Here is a 17,162-nt window from a genome sequence, read left to right as displayed (position 1 = left end):
AGCCTCAAAGCGGGATGAGGCTACCTGAAAACATTTGGCCGCTGGGTTTCTGCTTTAGCGGGCATCGGCGGGGGCTTGGGCGGGGATGACGGCAAGCCATTCGATGTCGCTTTGGGCGAAAGTTTCGGGGAAGAGGTATTCGCCGCGAAATACGGCCAGGTCGATATTTTGCCAGGGCGGATTGAAGGCGGGCGCTTGGGTGCGCACGGCGTCGAGCAGGAGGATGGTGCAGTAGTAGGGCTGTTCGGTGCGGGCAGTGAGGCGGAATGGGCGGCCGGCCAGTGCAGCGGCGTGGCGGGCGTAGCGGTTTGTTGGGAGAGTCGGGGGTGGCAAACTCGGCCAACGGGGTTTCAGATAGCCTTTCCCACTGGCTTTAGGCCGCTTTGCAGCGGGCGATGACTTCGTCGGCCAGTTCCAGATAGGCGATGCTGCCTTTGGCTTTGGGGTCGTAGGCCAGGGCGGGCATGCCGTGGCTGGGGGCTTCGGCCAGGCGCACGTTGCGCGGGATGATGGTGTTGAACACGAGGCGGGAGAAGTGTTTTTCCAGCTGCTCGCCCACTTCCAGCGACAGGCGGCTTTGCGGGTTGTACATGGTGCGCACGATGCCGAGGATGTCGAGCTTGGGATTGATGGCTTTGCGGATTTTGCGCACGGTGGCGATGAGGTCGGAAATGCCTTCGAGAGCGTAGTATTCGCACACCATGGGCACGATGAGGCGGTCGGCGGCCACAAGGCCGTTGAGGGTGAGCAGGGTGAGGGTGGGCGGGCAGTCGATGAGGATGTAGTCGTATTCGGGCAGAAGCGGCTTGATGGCGGTTTTGAGGCGCATCTCGCGGGCGATTTCCTGAATCAGCTCCACTTCTGCCCCGGCCAGGGAGCGGTTGGCGCCGAGGATGTGGTAGCGGCCGTGCGGGCTTTTGAGGCGGGAATCGGCAGCTGCGGCCTGCTCGAGCAGCACTTGATAGGTGCCGCTGCGCAGGCTGCTTTTGTCGATGCCGCTGCCGGTGGTGGCGTTGCCCTGTGGATCGAGATCCACCACCAGCACGCGCTGTTTGCGTTCGGCCAGGGAAGCGGCCAGATTGACGGCGGTGGTGGTTTTGCCCACGCCGCCTTTTTGGTTGGCTATGGCGATAACGGTAGCGCTCATCATCTGGCCTTTCTAGGGGAAGGGTTGGGGAAACTGGAAATTCGGGCTAATTTCGGCTTCATGCACGCTTGGGGCGCATAATCACCATATGCCGCTCGGCTTCCAGCATGGGCACATCGAGCTTATCGGCAGACACCACTTCGATATTCGCGGGCAACTGCTCGATTTCTTCGTAGGGATACACGCCTTTCATGGCGGCCCAGTAGCCGTTTTCGTTGAGCAGGTGTTTGGTGAGCGCGGCAAAATCGGCCAACTCGGCAAAGGCGCGGCTGGTTACCACGTCCACTTTTTTATCGTAGATGGTTTCCACACGGCCGGCGGCCACGGTAACGTTGCTCAAGCCCAGCTCGATCACGGTTTGCTGCAGGAATGCGGTTTTTTTGGTGTTGGCGTCGAGCAGGGTGATTTGCAGGTCGGGTCGGCAGATGGCGGTGGGAATGCCGGGCATGCCGCCGCCGGAGCCTACGTCCATCAGGGTTTTTGCCTCTTTCACATAGGGCAGCAGGGTGAGGCTGTCGAGAATGTGGCGGCTGATGATTTGGTCGTTGCGGCGCAGGGCGGTAAGGTTGTAGGTGCGGTTCCACTTTTGCAGCAGCGAAGCGTGTTCGAGCAGCAAAAGCTGCTGGGCGGTGGAAAGGTTGAGGCCGAGGGCGGCAAGGCCTTCTTGCAGTTGTTGTTTGTTGTCCATAATTGTGTGTTTGAATTTTGGATAAAGATTAGGGCTACCTGAAAAGGGTTTGGCTGTTTCAGGTAGCCTGTTGGAATGTTGGGCGGATTTTACTCCATCTATACAAAGAATAAAATCTGGCGGCTAGGAAACCTTGTGCCGACTGGCCAGCCAATAGGCACGGATGTGGTCGAACGCCCAGTTGTAGACCAGGGAGTAGAGCACAATCAAGAGGGTGAGGCTGATGTCGGTGAGCAGTGCCTGCCACAGCGTAATTTGCAGAAACCAGGCAATCAGCGGCGTGGTGAAAAACAGCAGCCCGCCTTCAAACGCGCCGGTTTGCAGCATCCTCACGCCCCAACCGCGCCGCTCGCGCCGGCCGGTGAAGATTTTGTCGAACCCCCAGTTGAACAGGAAATTCCACACCATCGCCGTGACCGACACCGCCACGCTCATGCCAAACGCCGTGCCGGCATGGGAAAGCCCAAACAGCAGCACGGCCGCAGCAGAAATCAGCACCGCGCTGGTTTCAAACAGCAAGGCATGGATAAAACGCTCGAAAAAGCTCACGATTCGGCTCGCGTGGGGGGTGAAGCAATATTATAGCGCAGAGGCTACCTGAAAGTTTCAGGTAGCCTCTTATTCTAAATAGCCGTGGCTTGCCAAATTTCAGGTAGCCCCTATTCCGCTAAATCAGCCCCGCCTGCTTCAGCTCGTTCTTCAAATAAGCGTAATACACCGGCGAAATGATGATGCCGCTGATGCCGAAGATTCGCTCGAACACCACCATCACCAGCAATAATTCCCACGCGCTCGATTCAATTTGCGAACCGATGATTTTGGCGTTGAGGAAATATTCCAGCTTGTGCACCACCACCAAAAACACCAGCGATGCCGCCGCCACGTAGAGCGACGCGCCCAGGCTGAGGATGATGATGACTGTGTTGGACACCAAATTACCGGCCACCGGCACCAGCCCCACCACAAAGGCAATCACCAGCACGGTGAGGCGGAAAGGCAGTTCCACGCCGAAGGCGGGCAGAATCAGATACAGATAAACGGCGGTAACGGCGGTATCGATTAAGGAGATTTTCACCTGGGCGATAAACACGCGCTCGAAGCTGGTTTGGAAGTTGGTAATACGCCGCACCAGCTGGGCTTTGAACGGCGGCATCTGATGGCGGCTGCGGCGGGTGTTGAGGCGGTGGAAGCTGAGCAGCGCGCCGATAATCACGCCGATGAGCACGTACACAAAGGAAGTGAAGCTGTTTTTGCTGATGCGGGTGAGCGTGGCGCCGTATTCGGTAAGCAGTTCGGCAGCGGCAGCTTTAATTTCAGCCAGATTTTCGGGCAGCATGTTCAAAATGGCCGGCGGCAGCTCGCCGTTATTTTTGGTGTTGGCCAGAATGGCGGCGAGCTTGGCCAGCATCACCGTGATGTGCCCGCTGTGAATCAGGCGGTACACGCCTAGCGCCATCAAGGTGATGGCCAAGAGCACCAGGCTGATGGTGAACGTGGCGGAAACGAGGTTGATGTTGCGCACATTGAGCGAGCGGTGCAGGAAGGTGTTGTGCGGCAGCAGGCGGTGGCGCATCCACAGAATCAGGCCGTTGGTGCGGTTGATGAAAATGTAGGTGAGGATGATGGAGAGCAGCAGCGGCAGGAAGCGGAAATACAGGATAACCAACAGCGCGGCGGCCATCAGGATATAGGAAGCAGTGCGGAATTTGGCGGATTCGGTGTGCATGATGTGGTGGTGTGTAAAAGGGTGGGGCTACCTGAAAAACAGGGATTGGGTTTCAGGTAGCCTTTAAACAGCGGATTATAGCGCGGTGGGTGGAGGGATAGGCTCGGCGATTCTGCTAAAACTAGAATTTCTTTTCTTTATATTAAGCCTTTCTTTCAGGCTACCTGAAAAGGAGAAGCGGATACCAGAAGCAGAAGCTGCACGCACTTCTTCGCACACTTCAATCCGCACATCTAAATAGTGGAACAAGCATTGATTTTTCATTTAAAACCACTGAATTTTACATAAAGTCAATGCAATGTTTTCTGAAGAGCATTAAAAATCAATGCTCAAAAGGCATTTTATTGACTATAGCGGAACTAATACATATTGCGGTATCGGGGCGGGTTTCGGGGAAGCAGAGATAGCCGTCATCCGTTTTTTCACTGCATTGGAATGCGTTATCCACATAAAATTTGGCGCTGTTTCGGACATCATAAGTAATGTTGGCCGGATTTTTGCCGAAGCTAATCATATGGACAGCATGGACAACTTGTCTAGTTGGCTTCGGCTCTAAAAATCCACTTACAAAGGAGTGAACCGAACAGCGTTCGGTATGGTGGCTACCGTTTGCCTGCAACATGATGCAATCTTCTATATGTATGATGTTGCAACGACCGCCGATACCACCACAAGTTATTGACTCTACATATGCTTGAGCAGGCATAACAAAGCCAAGCAGCAGAGCCGATAGGAATTTGGGGAAATGGGCAGTATTCATTTTTTACCTCCTTATGTGGTTTATGCAAACAATACAAGCAGCTTGCAAAGCATGGTGTGCATTGCGTGGGCAATATGCGGAATGTTGGTTATTCATACTTACACAGTTTCAGGCAGTCTTTATTAAAGCTACGCTTTCAGGTAGCCTACTTCGCCCCTTTAAACCCGCGCTTCAGATGCACCATCAGCAGCGCCACTGCCGCAGGTGTGACGCCGGAAATACGGCTGGCTTGTCCGACGGTTTCAGGTTTGTGCTGGTTGAGTTTTTGCTGCACTTCGGCGGATAAGCCTTTGACTTTGCTGTAATCGATGTTTTCAGGTAGCCTCAACGTTTCCAAATCGCGGCGGCTGTCGATTTCTTCGTTTTGGCGGTCGATATAGCCTTGGTATTTGACTTGGATTTCGACTTGCTCAATCACGTTTTCAGGCAGCCTGCACTCAGGTTGCGCGCCTTCGAGCGTCATCAGTACGGCGTAGTCGAGGTTCGGGCGGCGCAGGAGGTCGTGCAGGTTGGCTTCGCGGCTGAGTTTTTGTCCGAACACGCGGATTTGTTCGTCTTCGGCGAGTTTTTGCGGCGTGTACCACGTGGTTTTCAAACGTTGGATTTCGCGTTCGATGGCTTCGCGTTTTTCGTTGAACATGCGCCATTGCGCTTCGGATACCAAGCCGATTTTGTGGCCGTCTTCGGTCAGGCGCATGTCGGCGTTGTCTTCCCTGAGTTGCAGGCGGTATTCGGCGCGGCTGGTGAACATGCGGTAGGGTTCGTTCACGCCTTTGGTGATGAGGTCGTCCACCAATACGCCGAGATAGGCTTGTTCGCGGCGCAGCAGGAGCGGGTCTTGTCCGCGCACGTATTGCACGGCGTTCGCGCCTGCGAGCAGGCCTTGTGCGGCGGCTTCTTCGTAGCCGGTCGTGCCGTTGATTTGTCCGGCGAAGAAGAGGCCTTGGATGGTTTTGGTTTCGAGGCTGGCTTTGAGGTTGCGCGGGTCGAAGTAGTCGTATTCGATGGCGTAGCCGGGGCGCAGGATGTGGGCGTTTTCCAGGCCTTTCATGCTGCGCACGAGCGCGATTTGGATGTCGAACGGCAGGCTGGTGGAGATACCGTTGGGGTAGTATTCGTTGGTGGTCAGGCCTTCTGGTTCGAGGAAAATCTGGTGGCTGTCTTTGTCGGCGAAGCGGTTGATTTTGTCTTCGATGGACGGGCAGTAGCGCGGGCCGACGCCTTCGATTTTGCCGGTGAACATGGGGCTGTGGTCGAAGCCGCTGCGGATAATTTCGTGTGTTTTCAAATTGGTATGCGTAATCCAGCAGGACACTTGGCGCGGGTGCATTTCGGCATTGCCGCGCACGGAAAAGACAGGCACAGGCGTGTCGCCGGGCTGTTCGGTGAGCTGGGAGAAATCAATCGTGCGGCCGTCGATACGCGGCGGCGTGCCGGTTTTCAGACGACCTTGCGGCAGGTTCAATTCGCGCAAACGCCCGCCCAGCGATTTGGCGGCGGGGTCGCCCGCGCGGCCGCCTTCGTAGTTTTCCAAACCGATGTGGATTTTGCCGGACAAAAACGTGCCTGCGGTCAGCACGACGGCGCGGGCTTTAAATTCCACGCCCATCGCGGTAACTACGCCTGAAATGCGGTCGCCGTCGAGCGTTACGTCGTCAACCGACTGCTGGAAAAGCTCCAGATTTTCTTGGTTTTCCAGCATTTCGCGGATGGCGGCTTTATACAGGATACGGTCCGCCTGCGCGCGCGTGGCACGAACCGCCGCGCCTTTGCTGGCGTTCAGACGGCGGAACTGGATGCCGGATTTGTCGGTGGCCAACGCCATCGCGCCGCCGAGTGCGTCGAGTTCGCGTACTAAATGTCCTTTGCCGATGCCGCCGATGGAGGGGTTGCACGACATTTGTCCGAGCGTTTCGATGTTGTGTGTGAGCAAAAGCGTCTGCGCGCCCATGCGTGCGGCGGCGAGCGCGGCTTCCGTGCCTGCGTGGCCGCCGCCGACGACGATGACGTCGTAGGTTTTGGGGTAGAGGATGGTGGGCATGATTGTGTGGGTAGTAAAAAATCAAGCGATTATACGCGGTTTTACCGCCGGATGAGGCTACCTGAAAAACGGAAAAGGGTTTTAGGCTTGGCAGAAACCCGGCTTCCTCCGGAAATCTCGTTTTGGCGAAATTCGCTTTGCTTATTTTCAGGTAGCCTGTGCCGGGATAGAGGCTACCTGAAAAAGTTGTGCGCTTGAAAAACGGCTTTCAGGTAGCCTTTCCGGTTTGCAGCGCGGGGCAATAGGCGGGCTGAAAGTGTTACAATACGCGGTTTCTTTTTATTCGAGTTTTCCGACTTCATCATGTGCAACCACAACCACCCACACCACACCCGCGACAACGACACCATCCGCATCCGCGGCGCGCGCACGCATAATTTGAAAAACGTCGATTTGGACATTCCGCGCCACAAGCTGGTGGTGGTAACGGGGCTGTCGGGTAGCGGCAAGTCGTCGCTGGCGTTTGACACGCTGTATGCCGAAGGGCAGCGGCGTTATGTCGAGAGCCTGTCCGCCTATGCGCGGCAGTTTTTGCAGATGATGGACAAACCCGATGTCGATTTGATCGAAGGCCTGTCGCCTGCGATTTCCATCGAGCAGAAATCCACCAGCCACAACCCGCGTTCCACCGTCGGCACGGTAACGGAAATCCATGATTATCTGCGCCTTTTGTACGCCCGCGTCGGCACGCCGTATTGCCCCGAACACAATCTGCCGCTATCCAGCCAGACCGTGTCGCAGATGGTCGATGCCGTGTTGAAGCTGCCGGAAGACACGCGCGTGATGATTTTGGCGCCGGCGGTACGCGAGCGTAAGGGCGAGTTTGTCGATTTCTTTGCCGACTTGCAGGCGCAGGGTTTTGCGCGGGTGCGCGTGGACGGCGAGGTCTATCAGCTCGACGAAGTGCCGAAGCTGGAAAAAAACATCAAACACAATATCGACGTGGTCATCGACCGCGTGAAAGTGAAGGCGGACATCAAGCAGCGGCTGGCGGAAAGTTTTGAAACCGCGCTGCGCCACGGCAACGAGCGCGCGCTGGCGATGGAAATGGACAGCGGCGAAGAACATTGGTTTTCCGCGCGTTTCGCCTGCCCCGTGTGTTCGTACAGCCTGCCCGAATTGGAGCCGCGCCTCTTTTCGTTCAACAACCCGATGGGGTCCTGCCCGACTTGTGACGGCTTGGGCAACACCAATTTCTTCGACCCCGAAAAAGTGGTCGCGCATCCCGAATTGTCGCTGGCAACGGGGGCGATTGACGGCTGGGACAAGCGCAACCAGTTCTATTTCCAAATGATTCAGTCGCTGGCGCGGCACTACGGTTTCGATGTGCAGGCTGCTTGGGAAACGCTACCTGAAAAAGTCAAAAAAGTCGTATTACACGGCTCAGGCAAAGAAGTCATTGATTTTACTTACCTGTCCGAACGCGGCACCACCTTCAACCGCAGCCACGCCTTCGAAGGCATCATCCCCAATCTCGAACGCCGCTACCGCGAAACCGACAGCGAAACCGTGCGCGAAAAACTGCGCGAATACCAAAACCACCGCGCCTGCCCGAGCTGCGGCGGCGCACGTTTGCGCAAAGAAGCCCGCTACGTTTACGTCAGCGGCGAACCTTTACACGAAGTTTCCGCCTGGCCGCTGACCAAAACCCACCAATTCTTTGAAACGCTGGATTTGGACGGCAACAAAAAACAAATCGCCGAAAAAATCCTCAAAGAAATCACCGAGCGGCTCGGCTTCCTGATTAACGTCGGGCTGGATTACCTGAATCTCTCCCGCTCCGCCGAAACCCTTTCCGGCGGCGAAGCCCAGCGCATCCGCCTCGCCAGCCAAATCGGCAGCGGCCTGACCGGCGTGATGTACGTTTTGGACGAACCCTCCATCGGCCTGCACCAGCGCGACAACGACCGCCTGCTCGCCACCCTCAAACGCCTGCGCGATTTGGGCAACAGCGTGATTGTGGTCGAACACGACGAAGACGCCATCCGCGAAGCCGATTTCGTCGTCGATATGGGCCCCGGCGCAGGCGAACACGGCGGCAACGTACTGATTGCCGATACCCCCGAAAACGTCGCCAAATGCGAAAAATCCATTACAGGACAATACCTCAGCGGCAAAAAATCCATTGCCGTGCCGTCTGAACGCACACCCGTCAATCCCGACCGAATGCTCGTCCTCAAAGGCGCGCGCGGCAACAACCTTAAAAACGTTACCCTCGAATTGCCGCTCGGTTTGATTACCTGCATCACCGGCGTATCCGGCAGCGGCAAGTCCACCCTGATTAACGACACCCTCGCCAAAATCACCGCCCGCGAACTCAACCGCGCCCAAGAAGAACCCGCCCCATACGACGACATCCACGGCCTCGAACACCTCGACAAAGTCATCAACGTCGACCAATCCCCCATCGGCCGCACTCCGCGCTCCAACCCCGCCACCTACACCGGCCTGTTCACCCCCATCCGCGAACTCTTCGCCGGCGTACCCCTCTCGCGCGAACGCGGCTACAACGTCGGCCGATTCTCCTTCAACGTCAAAGGCGGCCGCTGCGAAGCCTGCCAAGGCGACGGCGTCATCAAAGTCGAAATGCACTTCCTGCCCGACGTGTACGTCCCCTGCGAAGTCTGCCACGGCAAACGCTACAACCGCGAAACCCTCGAAATCCAATACAAAGGCAAAAACATCAGCCAAGTCCTTGACATGACCGTCGAAGAAGCCCGCGAATTTTTCGACGCCGTCCCCACCGTATCGCGCAAACTGCAAACCCTGATGGACGTAGGCTTAGGCTACATCCGCCTCGGCCAGTCCGCCACCACCCTCTCCGGCGGCGAAGCCCAGCGCGTCAAACTCGCCTTGGAACTCTCCAAACGCGACACCGGCAGAACGCTCTACATCCTCGACGAACCCACCACCGGCCTGCACTTCGCCGATATTGCCCTATTGCTGGAAGTCATAGGTCGTCTGAAAGGTAAAGGCAACTCGATTGTGATTATCGAGCATAATCTGGACGTGATTAAAACTGCGGATTGGATTGTCGACTTAGGGCCGGAAGGCGGAGATGGCGGGGGGAGGATTATTGCTTCAGGTAGCCCTGAGGAAGTGGCAAAGGTGAAGAGGAGTTATACTGGGAGGTATTTGAAAGTGGTTTTGTAATCTGCCACAACAAGTAATTATTTCTAGGAGAATTTAAAATGTCAAAACTAAATATGAAAAAATACACTGTATATTTTTTTACATTACAAGCAAAAAATTCAGTACAAGATAAAATAATCAGTACATTTGATTTTTTTCAGGAAGAATTTATCCAAAAAATATTGAATTATCTAAGCCAATTGAATTAGGAGAAAATCGTTTCCAGTTAAGAAATATTTGTAGTTTATCTGATAACGAAATTGGGGGATCTTTAACACGGTTAAGAGAAGATGTCCCACCTGTTGGTTCAGCAGAACAAAACACTGAATGAGATATTGATAAAAGCGAACGAGGGATTTTTAGAAAAAAGTCATTTTATTATTAGTAAAGAAATTAGTGGGCGAGAACTTATCTCATTTCAATATGCAATAGAAGCTGGGACAGTTAACACTCTTGGTAAATTATTACAAAAACTAATCACTCATGCAGATGAAGTAGAAATTTTAGAAATTATTCGCCAAGATGCTATGCCTATGCATAGGGTAATGAATGGGGAAGTTCGTTATTTGGAATACACTATTGCGAAGCCACGTACAGAAGACTATATCGCAGAAGATGATTTTACCAAATCAGCATTGGAACTGATGAATGATAGCAATGCAACTAAATTTGATGGGAAAATATCAATACATGCTCGAAAAAAGGGATTATCTAAATGGATAAAGGAAAAGATAAGTACATTAATTAAACAATCAGAAACAACTAAAAGATTAAAAGTAAAGTTAAATGAGATAGAGATGCCTATTGATATTTTAAAAGATCAGATAAAAACTAAAATCTCTGTTGAAATAAAAAAGAAAAAAACGCGTTGTCCAGAAACAAGTCAAATGTTACAATCAATTTCTACAGGGAAAAAGAAAATGTATGATCAGATTAAAGAAGCAATAGAGATATAATAATGAAAAATAAAACAATTCTACTTGCTATTTTCATCATATTAATAGGATTATGGACATTTCTCTCTAGAAGTAATGTTATTATGAAGCTAGATAATAAATCAATTTCTAATTTATATGGTTCGATACATAATTTATCCGTATCTTTATTTAGCTTATTGCTAGCTGTTCTTGCGTTGTTTGCTTCATTAGTGAATTATGATTTCCTTACTAAAATGCAAAAAAACTGGACAATTTTATACTTTAATTAAATCAATATTCTGGAATACTTTTAGTTTCTTTAGTTTGATATGTCTAACATTCATCAACCCATTTCTTGAGATGCAGGAAAGTATTTTTATTCTAAAAATTAGTTTAATTATTCTTTCCATATCTCTGTTTTTACTATTTGATATTGGAAAGAAATTTTGGTTTGTTTTTTACGGATTAAGTAAAAAATCAAAGAAATAATTTAGCAAGCCGTAGCCTGCATACCCAAGCAACCGCGTGTGTGGCTGCGCCACACACCCTACCTGTGAATCACATGAAACTTCAAAACCAACGCGTAGGGTGTGTACGGTACGCACGCACACGGTTGCTTGATTGTCGGTTTGCCGTTTTCAAATTTGCTTTCGTTGAAGCTGCCACTTTTCAGACGGCCTCAAATACCAATACGGTCTATTCATCAATTCCCAAACCGCCCTCCCACCTAAAACAAACCAATGTGTAGGCTGCTTTTCAACTCCGTTGAAGCTTTGTTTTGAGCAAGCTACCATTCAAATATTCCAATCAATAAAGGCTACCTGAAAGCGTGGGCTTCAACGAAGTTAAAACTCACTTCGTTCGTTTTCAGGTAGCCTTTTCTTAACTTGGCGGCAGCCGCAGTTTCAAAAATTAGAAACCGCCGTTATCCGCCAAACAACGCCGCCTTGCCTTCCGCGCCGGAAACATCCAGCACTTCAATTCCTTCCCCGTCCAACACGGCCTGCGTCAGCATGGCCACGCCGCTGGAGGGGCCGATTTCCAAAATCCGCCGCACGCCCAGCGCGGCCATGCTGCGGCATTCGGCCACCCAGTCCACGGGATTGACCAACACATTTTGCGCGATGCCGCGCGCCTGTTCCGCATCCAAACTGCAGGCTGCCGCCCATTCGGCCACTTGCGCCACGGCGGGCAGCATGGCGGGGTGGTGGAAGCCGACTTCCACGTCCAGCCGCCACAGCAGGTTTTCGGGCGCTTGGCCGTTTGCGTCTTTCACCGTGTCCGACAACACGTTGCACACGCGCGCCACCGATTCGGGCTTGCCGCTAACGACAAAACCGTCCGCGCTGTTCTGCAAGCCGATACACGGGCGGTCGGCCGAATCTGTGGGGAACAGTTCGTCAATCACGGCGGCAAGCTGCCCGCGGCTCACGCCCTGCACCATTACCATCGGATGCAGGCCGTCGTGCAGATACATGCCCGTTGCGCGCCCTTGCAGCGTGGCCGCCGCGCCAATCAATTCGGCCAAAGCCAGCAGTTCGGCGGCGTGCTGCGGCTCGCGCATCAGATAACTCCCGAGTATGCCCTGCGAATGCCCGATAACGCCCGCTGCCTTGCCGCTGTCCAGCCCGCACGCTTCCAGCGTGTACAGATTGGCGATTTGCGACAGGAAAATGCCGGGCGCGCTCACGGCGGCACGCACCAAATCAATGCCGTCCGCGCCGTTTTCCGCCCATTTTACCGGCTCGAAACCCTGCGGTCGGGCTGTCGCAATCTGCCTGTCCACGGGCTTCAAGATTCGGGCGGCAGCAGCGGCCACTTCGTTTGCCCTGTCCCGCGCCCCTTCGGCCAAAGCCTCGCGCAGGCTGCTTATCCAATCAAAGCCCTGTCCGGAGAAGCAGAGGGCGAAGGGTTCGTTATGCAGTTGTTCAAGCAGGCGTTTTTGTTTAGCCATGATGTCGCTCCCGTATAAGTGATGGATTTCAGACGACCTGTGCCGTCCGCAAGATGCCAATCAATGCTGGCGAATGAACTGCTTACGATAACTATACGGGCTGCTGTGATAACGGGTGCTGTGTTAGGTCAAACATCGGGCTGTTTGTAGAGAGAAAGGATAGGATGCGGGGAAGGCCACCTGAAAACCATGTCTTGGCATAGCTAAGGCGAAGTTTCTGTGTAGCTTGGGTTCTGCCAAGCAATAAACCCTCTCCGTTGAAACGGTGCTTTCAGGTAGCCTTTTCTATTCAGCATTTAAGCTGTCAAACGCTTATTTCTTCTTGCGCTGCGGCGGCAAGTCGGTGCAAGTGCCGTTGGCCACTTCTGCCGCCATGCCGATGCTTTCACCCAAGGTGGGGTGCGGGTGGATGGTTTTGCCGATGTCGGTTGCATCGCAGCCCATTTCGATGGCCAAGCAGATTTCACCGATCATGTCGCCAGCGTGGGTGCCGACGATGCTGCCGCCGATAATCAGACCGCTTTCGGCATCGAAAATCAGCTTGGTGAAGCCTTCGTCACGGCCATTGGCGATGGCGCGGCCGCTGGCAGCCCACGGGAATACGGCTTTGGTGATTTTGATGCCGTCGCGTTTGGCGATTTCTTCGGTAACGCCCACCCAAGCCACTTCGGGGTCGGTGTAGGCCACGCCAGGAATCACGCGCGCGTCGAAGTAGGCTTTGTGGCCGGCGCAGTTTTCGGCTGCCACGTGGCCTTCGTGTACGGCTTTGTGCGCCAACATGGGCTGGCCAATCACGTCGCCGATGGCGTAGATGTGCGGCACATTGGTGCGCATTTGTTTGTCCACTTCGATGAAGCCGCGCTCGGTAACGGCCACGCCGGCTTTTTCGGCGGAGCAAAGTTTGCCGTTCGGCGCGCGGCCGGCAGCCACCAGTACCAAGTCGTAGCGTTGCGGCTCTTTCGGCGCTTTTTCGCCTTCAAAGGTCACGTAGATGCCGTCGGGCTTGGCTTCCACGGCCACGGTTTTGGTGTTGGTCATGATGTTGTCGAAGCGGTGGGCGTTCATTTTCTCCCACACTTTCACCAAGTCGCGGTCGGCGCCCTGCATCAGGCCGTCCATCATTTCCACCACGTCCAAGCGTGCGCCCAGCGTGCTGTACACGGTGCCCATTTCCAGGCCGATGATGCCGCCGCCGATGACCAGCATTTTTTCCGGCAGTTTGCCGCCGTTTTGGCGCAGTTCCAGCGCGCCGGTGCTGTCCACAATACGCGGATCTTCGGGGATGAAGGGCAGTTTCACTACGCGGCTGCCCACGGCGATGATACAGTTTTTGAAGGCAACGGTTTTTTTCGCGCCGGTTGTGGTGGCTTGTTCGTATTGGGTGGATTCGGTGAGCAACACTTCAATGTGGTTCGCACCCACAAATTGGCCGTTACCTTGAATAACGTCTACTTTGCGGGCTTTGGCCATGCCTGCCAAGCCGCCGGTGAGTTTGGCGATCACTTTTTCTTTGTAGCCGCGCAGTTCGTCTACATTGATTTCGGGTTCGCCGAATTTGATGCCGTTTTTCACCAAGTGTTTCACTTCGTCAATCACGGCAGCATTGTGCAGCAGCGCTTTAGACGGGATACAGCCCACGTTCAGGCACACGCCGCCCAAGGTGCTGTATTGCTCGATGATGGCGGTTTTCAGGCCTTCGTCGGCTGCGGCAAATGCAGCTGAATAGCCGCCGGGGCCGCCGCCCAATACCACCACGTCGTATTCGGCATCGGCAGAACCGGCAAACTGTGCTGCTTGCGGTGCGGGCGCAGCGGCTTTGGGGGCTTCCGGCGCCGGAGCGGCGGAAGCTTTCGGTGCTTCGGCGGCGGCAGCCGCACCAGCGGCTTCGATCACAGCAATCACGCCGCCTTCGGAAATTTTGTCGCCCACTTTCACTTTCACTTCTTTCACCACGCCTGCGGCTTCGGCCGGCACGTCCATGGTGGCTTTGTCGGTTTCCAGCGTAATCAAGGTGTCGTCTATAGCGATGGTGTCGCCTGCTTTGATTTCTACGGCGATGATGTCTACATTTTCGTGCCCGCCGATGTCGGGTACTTTCAATTCGATCAAGCTCATTGTGTTGCGCCTCATTTTGAGTGTTGGATTAATTCACAAAGGGCTACCTAGAAAAATGGAAACCCGCAATGTTGCCAAGTTTTCGGTATTGTCCGATTAATTGTTCAACAGAGTGAATTATAACGCACTTCGCTGTCTTCCCCGCAGCTTTATCGGTGCAGGTTTTTCTGCTGCAGGCGCAGCGATGTCGGGATAGGTATATAATAGGTTCCTAATTATCAAGTTTTCAGGTAGCCTCAAATGACCCAGCCACGCTCCCCCGAACAGCCCGCCAGCCGCCGCGAAGCCTTCCGCCAAAACAGCATCTACCTACTGCCCAATTCGTTTACACTGGCGGCCTTATTTTGCGCGTTTTTCGCCATCACCCAATCCATGCACGGCCACTACGACACAGCGGCGGTGGCGGTGTTTGTGTCGATGCTGCTCGACGGCATGGATGGCCGCGTGGCGCGCTGGACCAACAGCCAGAGCGCGTTCGGCGAACAGCTCGACAGCCTAGCCGATATGGTGAGCTTCGGCGTGGCGCCCGCGCTGATTGCCTATAAGTGGCAGCTTTTCGAGTTCGGGCGCATCGGCTATTCGGTGGCCTTCGTCTATTGCGCCTGCGCGGCTTTGCGCCTGGCCTTGTTCAATACTTTAATCGGCAAGGTGGACAAACGCTGGTTTATCGGCATCCCGAGCCCGACGGCGGCTGCTTTGGTAATCGGGCTGGTGTGGATGGATCACAGCCTGGGCAGCCTGCCGCTGGCGCGCTGGTGGTGCTTGATCATCACGCTATTTGCCGGGCTTTCGATGGTGGCGCAGGTGCGGTTTTGGAGCTTTAAGGAAATCAATGTACGGCGCAAGGTGCCGTTTTTCGGGCTGCTCTTGGCAGTGATCGGCTTTTTGGTGATTACTTGGGAGCCTTCGTTGGTGCTGTTTCTGCTGTTTTTGGCCTACAGCCTATCGGGCTATGTGATGTGGTTTTGGCAGCGCAGCCGCAAGCAGAAAAAGCAACAGGAAGCGGAAAAAGAACCAGAGGCTACCTGAAAAGTGGCAACAGCCTGAATTTAGGGATAGGCCAGTGCCAAACCAGATTGGTCTGGATGGCTAAAGGCCCCCTGAAAATTCAAATATGAAACGCCGCTGCCGATTTGCTTTCCGGCAGCGGTTTTTATAGTGGAGACAAGACAATGTGGAGCATGGAAGTGTTGCTGCCGCTGGCGGCAGTGGGCGCGGCGGCGGGGTTTTTGGCCGGGTTGCTGGGCATTGGTGGAGGGATGATTATCGTGCCGATTGTGCTGTGGGTGCTGGGCAGGCAGGGCGTTACGGGCGAGCACGGCCAGCATTTGGCGGTGGGTACGTCGATGGCAGTGATTGTGTTCACTACCTTTTCCAGCGCACTGGCGCAGCAGAAACAGGGGGCGGTGCGCTGGGAATTTGTGCGGCGTATGGCGCCCGGGCTGGCGGCGGGCAGCCTGCTGGGCTCGCTGGTGTCGAACTGGATTCCCACCTTCGGCCTGCAGGTGTTGTTCATCGTGTTTTGCTATTCGATGGCGGCAAAAAATCTATTTCAGCTCAATCCGAAACCGGCGGCCAAGCTGCCAAGCAGTCGGATGCAGGCGGGGATTGGCGGGTTGTTTGGGCTGCTTTCCAGCTGGGTTGGTATCGGCGGCGGGTCGTTGTCGGTGCCGTTTATGATGTATTGCCGCATGCCGGTGCATCAGGCAGTGGCCACTTCCAGCGTGCTGGCTTGGCCGATTGCGGTAGCGGGGGCGCTAGGCTATCTGCTTTCTGGCTGGAATGTACCGGGGCTGCCTGCGGGTGCAGTGGGTTTTTGGTATGTGCCGTGCATCGTGGTGTTGGGGGTGTGCACGGTGCTGTTTGCACCCTTGGGCGTGAGAGCGGCACACCGCCTGCCGCCTGCCGGCTTGAAGCGGGTATTTGGGGCGCTGATGGTAGTGATTGGTAGCCAGATGCTGTGGAAGTTGTTGCATGGGGCGTAGGGCCAAATGTTTTCACCCCTACAGAATCTGCCGGTATGTTTTTAACTTCGCTGAAGCTTACGCTTTCAGGTAGCCTTCAAGCCGCGCATGCGAGACCAAAGCCGACAAATGCAAAAATCCGTATCCAAACAAGCAATCGCGCGGAAAACTTGCTAAAATGCCGTCCGTCAGCCGCACGCCTTTGGGTAGGATGAAAAATCCAATGCGGCCGATATATTGATAGCGAATTAGATTGGAGAACCAAATGGCCACTGAACGCACCCTTTCCATTATCAAACCCGATGCCGTGGCCAAAAACGTCATTGGCAAAATCTACAGCCGCTTTGAAAGCAATGGCCTGAAAATCGTAGCCGCCAAAATGAAGCACCTCACCCGCGAGGAAGCCGAGGGCTTCTATGCCATACACAAAGAGCGCCCGTTTTTTGCCGATTTGGTGAAATTCATGACTAGTGGCCCGGTGGTGGTACAGGTATTGGAGGGTGAAAACGCAGTGGCCAAAAACCGCGAGTTGATGGGCGCTACCAATCCGAAAGAAGCCGCCCCCGGCACCATCCGTGCCGATTTCGCTTCCTCTATCGATGCAAACGCCGTGCACGGTTCCGACAGCTTGGCCAATGCCGCCATCGAAGTGGCCTATTTTTTCAGCGAGCAGGAAATCTGCCCGCGTTAAACCAGCCAAGCTGCAGGCTACCTGAAA

The 17,162-nt window shown here is 54.3% G+C and carries 14 protein-coding genes; 5 read left to right on the top strand and 9 right to left on the bottom strand.

Features of this window, described 5'->3' with window-relative positions:
• Positions 1-54: 54 nt before the first annotated feature.
• From A7P96_RS02120 to mnmG, 7 genes are all read right to left on the bottom strand, one after another.
• Positions 55-333, bottom strand: coding sequence for a hypothetical protein (locus A7P96_RS02120; protein WP_197476432.1), 279 nt, complete (start codon positions 331-333; stop codon positions 55-57).
• Between the two features lie 40 nt (positions 334-373).
• Positions 374-1,147 (bottom strand): ParA family protein, encoded by a 774-nt coding sequence (locus tag A7P96_RS02115; RefSeq protein ID WP_023887486.1) that lies wholly within the window; start codon positions 1,145-1,147, stop codon positions 374-376.
• A gap of 58 nt (positions 1,148-1,205) precedes the next feature.
• Entirely contained in the window at positions 1,206-1,835 is a 630-nt protein-coding gene (gene rsmG / locus A7P96_RS02110) for a 16S rRNA (guanine(527)-N(7))-methyltransferase RsmG (protein ID WP_003824470.1), read from the bottom strand.
• Positions 1,836-1,958: 123 nt separating this feature from the next.
• The gene (locus A7P96_RS02105) at positions 1,959-2,384 is read right to left on the bottom strand and encodes a PACE efflux transporter (RefSeq protein WP_067524397.1); all 426 of its coding nucleotides are present in this window, start codon (positions 2,382-2,384) and stop codon (positions 1,959-1,961) included.
• Between the two features lie 118 nt (positions 2,385-2,502).
• A complete protein-coding gene (locus A7P96_RS02100; RefSeq protein ID WP_067524395.1) occupies positions 2,503-3,561 on the bottom strand; it encodes an AI-2E family transporter in 1,059 nt (352 codons plus the stop codon).
• A 322-nt stretch (positions 3,562-3,883) separates the two neighbouring features.
• On the bottom strand, positions 3,884-4,321 hold the full coding sequence (locus A7P96_RS10595; protein ID WP_156496241.1) for a hypothetical protein: 438 nt from the start codon (positions 4,319-4,321) through the stop codon (positions 3,884-3,886).
• 145 nt (positions 4,322-4,466) lie between these two features.
• Positions 4,467-6,362, bottom strand: coding sequence for a tRNA uridine-5-carboxymethylaminomethyl(34) synthesis enzyme MnmG (gene mnmG, locus A7P96_RS02090; protein ID WP_067524392.1), 1,896 nt, complete (start codon positions 6,360-6,362; stop codon positions 4,467-4,469).
• A gap of 303 nt (positions 6,363-6,665) precedes the next feature.
• On the opposite strand from mnmG, the gene uvrA reads away from it, so the two are divergent.
• Entirely contained in the window at positions 6,666-9,515 is a 2,850-nt protein-coding gene (gene uvrA / locus A7P96_RS02085) for an excinuclease ABC subunit UvrA (protein WP_067524390.1), read from the top strand.
• A 269-nt stretch (positions 9,516-9,784) separates the two neighbouring features.
• Complete coding sequence (locus A7P96_RS02080; RefSeq protein ID WP_067524388.1) at positions 9,785-10,450, top strand: hypothetical protein; 666 nt, start codon at positions 9,785-9,787, stop codon at positions 10,448-10,450.
• An 886-nt stretch (positions 10,451-11,336) separates the two neighbouring features.
• Here A7P96_RS02080 and A7P96_RS02075 read toward each other — a convergent pair.
• Positions 11,337-12,365 (bottom strand): ACP S-malonyltransferase, encoded by a 1,029-nt coding sequence (locus A7P96_RS02075; protein WP_067524386.1) that lies wholly within the window; start codon positions 12,363-12,365, stop codon positions 11,337-11,339.
• 312 nt (positions 12,366-12,677) lie between these two features.
• On the bottom strand, positions 12,678-14,480 hold the full coding sequence (gene lpdA / locus A7P96_RS02070; protein WP_067524384.1) for a dihydrolipoyl dehydrogenase: 1,803 nt from the start codon (positions 14,478-14,480) through the stop codon (positions 12,678-12,680).
• A gap of 240 nt (positions 14,481-14,720) precedes the next feature.
• Between lpdA and pssA the strand changes: the two genes are divergently transcribed.
• The 3 genes from pssA to ndk all read left to right on the top strand — a co-directional run bounded on the left by pssA (position 14,721) and on the right by ndk (position 17,135).
• Positions 14,721-15,509, top strand: a complete 789-nt coding sequence (pssA, locus tag A7P96_RS02065; RefSeq protein ID WP_067524382.1) for a CDP-diacylglycerol--serine O-phosphatidyltransferase — start codon at positions 14,721-14,723, stop codon at positions 15,507-15,509.
• A gap of 143 nt (positions 15,510-15,652) precedes the next feature.
• Positions 15,653-16,465: a sulfite exporter TauE/SafE family protein gene (locus A7P96_RS02060; RefSeq protein ID WP_067524380.1), complete on the top strand. Its 813-nt coding sequence runs from the start codon at positions 15,653-15,655 to the stop codon at positions 16,463-16,465.
• A 244-nt stretch (positions 16,466-16,709) separates the two neighbouring features.
• Positions 16,710-17,135 (top strand): nucleoside-diphosphate kinase, encoded by a 426-nt coding sequence (gene ndk, locus A7P96_RS02055; RefSeq protein ID WP_067440086.1) that lies wholly within the window; start codon positions 16,710-16,712, stop codon positions 17,133-17,135.
• Positions 17,136-17,162: the final 27 nt, after the last annotated feature.

This window comes from Eikenella sp. NML03-A-027 (genome assembly GCF_001648395.1).
In the GTDB taxonomy this organism is placed as follows: domain Bacteria; phylum Pseudomonadota; class Gammaproteobacteria; order Burkholderiales; family Neisseriaceae; genus Eikenella; species Eikenella exigua.
The sequence above is the reverse complement of the archived record's forward strand: the minus strand, read 5'-3'. Positions and strand labels throughout refer to the sequence as shown.